This is a genomic window from Bradyrhizobium sp. UFLA05-153 (assembly GCF_054185185.1).
On record NZ_JBBIAM010000267.1, the window covers coordinates 1 to 3,707 of the forward strand.

Here is a 3,707-nt window from a genome sequence, read left to right on the forward strand (position 1 = left end):
CGCCTCATCAATTCTCCCTCAGAATCACGGGAGAATCATAACAGCGGCACTATGTTTTCACACAGCCAGGGTCATTCTCGACCGGCTCTGCGGGTTTCGGCTACCGTTCGACGTCTGCTCCTCCCCGAAAGCGTAGTACTTGCGGACTGCATCTTGCTGCACGACCGATCAACCTGGTGCGGTTCCCGCCTCCTGCCAGTATACCGATTTCGAAGCGGTCAGTCAGCGGGGCGCCAGCCGCTGCACATCCGAGGTCCGCGGCTGCCCTCCCGAATTGATTGGCGCCACCGGCGCTGTACCCCTCATGGCTACCGACCCGCTGCACCACCCAATTTCGGCAGCTCTGAGCCAAGCGACATTCCATGGCAAGGCTGTGCGCCATGATGCCACCCGAACAATGTCTTGGCCTTTTTCATATCGAGGCATGTCAATCCGACAGCCTTGCAATGGCCGAAGTCGTAGAACCAAGCATCAGGATTCGAGGGGCGGCTTTGTCGCGGTCGACGCGTAAAGCGAACTCGCATAGTAGGTTCTCAGGGCAAAACGGGCCAGCACGCCGATGGCAGAAGCGAGCGGCACCGCGATCAACAGGCCGACAAAGCCGAACAAGTAACCGAAGGCGAAAAGCGCGAACATCACCCAGACCGGGTTCAGATGCACGCGTCGACCCACCAGATGCGGCGCCAGAACGTAGTCGGCCAGCGATTGTCCGACGACGAAGACCGCCGGCACAAGCCAGATCGGTCTCCAGTTCGGCGAGAATTGCGCGATCGCGATGCACGTGGAGACAATCAGGCCGGAGAGCGATCCGAGATACGGGATGAAGCTGATCAATCCGGCCGCGATGCCGATCAGGACCCCGTGGTCGAGACCGATTAGGCGTAGCGCCGCAGCATAGTACACCGCGAGGCCCGGTAGTGGACCGGCGGCCAAGGTGGCGCGTAGATCCTGCCCTGATTGGGACGAACAATAGCGTGCCGGCGGTGTGGCTCGGCCAACAAATGGCAGGTTCCGCGATGTCAACCCCAAGGGGTTAGATACCCACGGGCTTCCTTAGGCCCGCGGCGGCGGCCTTCAGCTTGGGGCGCCGCGTCCACCTTGGCTCACAAAATCTCCTTGAGCCCGTTGGGGAACTCAGGATGCGCCATGGTGACGCCACACCAGCCCGCTGTGTTCAAGATCGCTTCCTGACAGGTGTTGGCCGTGAGGGTCGATCTTAGGCAACACACCACCGACGACTACCGCCCGGATATCGATGGGCTGCGGGCCTTTGCCGTACTTTCAGTGGTCCTCTATCACGCCTTTCCGAACGTAGTCCGCGGTGGCTATGTGGGTGTAGACGTCTTCTTCGTCATTTCAGGCTTTCTGATCTCGTCAATACTTTTCACTGAATTGGACGAGCACAGCTTCTCGTTCGCCGCCTTCTATGGGCGGCGCATCCGGCGCATCTTCCCGGCACTCGCTGTTTGCTTGTTCGCCGTATTGGCTTATGGCTTCGTTTCCCTGACGCCGATCGAACTGGCGACGCTGGGCAAGCATGTGTTCTTCGGCGCAGGCTTCCTCTCCAACATAGCGCTATGGAGCGAGAGCGGCTATTTCGACACCGCCGCCAGTCTAAAGCCTCTTTTGCATCTATGGTCCTTGGGCATCGAAGAGCAGTTCTACATAGTCTGGCCGGTGTTGCTATGGGTGACCTTCCAGATTAAGGCGAAGGTCGGCCGACTGCTGGCCGTGCTGTTCCTGGCCTCTTTCGCAGTCAACGTCGCCCTGTCCATCACCAACATCTCCGATGACTTCTACCTACCGGTCTCACGTTTCTGGGAGCTGCTAGCCGGGGCAGGTCTGGCTTGGTGGCGTCCGATTATCCTCACATCCAACGTCCGGTCCTGGATTTCCTTTGCTGGCTTAGCTGTCCTGCTGACATCGGCAGCGTTGTTCACGCCAGAGTTACGTTTTCCGGGCTGGCTCGCTCTGCTGCCGGTGGCGGGAGCTGTTGCGGTAATCTTAGCCGGGCGCGACGCCACGACGAACCGTATAGTCTTCTCCAACCGTGCCGTCGTCTTCGTCGGCCTAATAAGCTATCCGCTTTATATCTGGCACTGGCCACTGATCTCATATGCTTATGTCATTCGTCTAGGTAAGCCACCGACGCCCCTGATGGCCTTGGGGCTTGTAGCTGCAAGTCTCCTGCTGGCTTGGGCCACCTATCGTTTCATCGAGTATCCAGTCCGCTTTGGGGCGCACCGCCACCGTCACACCCTGATCGTCGCTGCTTCCGTGGCGGCGCTTGGTGCCTGCGGGCTGGCCGTTTGGACCAATGGTGGTTTCCCCGAACGTTTCCCGCCGCTTCCCGGCATCGACGTGAGGAAGATCGGTGATGCAAAACTCGATGCGGACTTCAAGCCAACCAAGGACATGGAGGTGTCAGACCACGACTGGACGTTGGTGGCCCATCTGGGCCACGGCGAGCGCAAAGTGGCGTTAAGCGGCGATAGCCTGTTGTTTCACTACGGGCCCCGAGTGCAGCTATTGGCCGACGAAGGGCAACTGGCTGCCAACACCTATTTCGTGACAGGTCCCCGCTGTCCTCCGGTGCCGGAGGTGATCCAGCAGGACAAATTCGCGAGTTGCGGCAATTTGCCCCGCAAACTGATAGACTTGGTACGGCGGGAGAAGGTGCAATCGGTGGTGCTGGGTGCTGCTTGGTCAGGCTACAGCGCCGAAGGGATGCAGATCGAACGAGAGGGTAGGCGTTTGGCCCTAAACACAAGGGAGGGCGCGGATGCCTTCTACGCCAATCTTGAAGACTATGTACGCTCGCTACAGGGCGAGGGAGCGAAGGTCTATTTGGTGCTAGGGATGGCTGGTCACCGCCGCTTCGATCCGAGCGAGATGGTTGCGCGGAGCCTGACCGGATTTCGAATTGCCCCGGACGTTGAGAAGACCGTACCAATCGCCGAACTGCGGGCCGTTCTTGCTACAGCCGACACTAAACTGCGCGCGGTTGGTGAGCGCACTGGGGCGGCGCTGCTCAATCCCCTTCCCGATATCTGCGATGCTGGCGAAAACTGTTCGCCCTTCTTCGAAACGGGCGAGCCTAAATTCTCTGACCGCACGCATTTGCGTCCCGTCTTCGTGCAGCAGAACGTGCGCTTCCTTGATTTCTTATTGAAGTGAGATGCAACTGGCGTGGACGCAATTTAGCTTTGCCTCACGGCAGATGATCCCCCAGCAGTGGCTTGTAGGTGGTAGTCCCACGTGGTAGCAATCGGTTGGCAGTCAAACCGATTTGTGCTTGTTTTTCATTGTCTTCCTGAGTTGCTCTTCGTCTCCCCTAGGGAGCGCCATTTCCAAATTCACGCGCTGTATCTCTTGGATTTTTTCTCGGAATTGCCAACCCGCATCGTTGGGGTTTGCAGTCATTCGTTCACGGTTTAGCGCCATCGAGTAGCGCCGTTGCCTGCGCCGCCATCTTTTTTCGATTGGCCGCGTCGACGTAAGCCTGCACCTCGGCGGCGTCCTTATGGCCGGAAATCGACATGATCTGGAAGACGCTGCAACCCGCCGATTTGATCCTTCAAATCCCGCACCGTGCGCGGCACGTCCTTCGCCAAGGCGGTGCTCGGGAAAGTACTCATCCGAGGACGGCCGTCTTGTGGGGTTGTCCGGTCTGTAGCTGACTGTCGGTATGGATATCCTTACTGATA

2 protein-coding genes are annotated in these 3,707 nt (G+C 58.8%); one reads left to right on the forward strand and one right to left on the reverse strand.

Annotated elements, in window-relative coordinates:
* Window positions 1-471: 471 nt before the first annotated feature.
* A complete protein-coding gene (locus Q2941_RS51050; RefSeq protein ID WP_458197459.1) occupies window positions 472-933 on the reverse strand; it encodes an AI-2E family transporter in 462 nt (153 codons plus the stop codon).
* A 270-nt stretch (window positions 934-1,203) separates the two neighbouring features.
* Here Q2941_RS51050 and Q2941_RS51055 point away from each other — a divergent pair, with 270 nt between their 5' ends.
* Window positions 1,204-3,177 carry an acyltransferase family protein gene (locus Q2941_RS51055; protein ID WP_458197460.1) on the forward strand — a complete coding sequence of 658 codons (1,974 nt, stop codon included), beginning with the start codon at window positions 1,204-1,206 and terminating at the stop codon, window positions 3,175-3,177.
* Window positions 3,178-3,707: the final 530 nt, after the last annotated feature.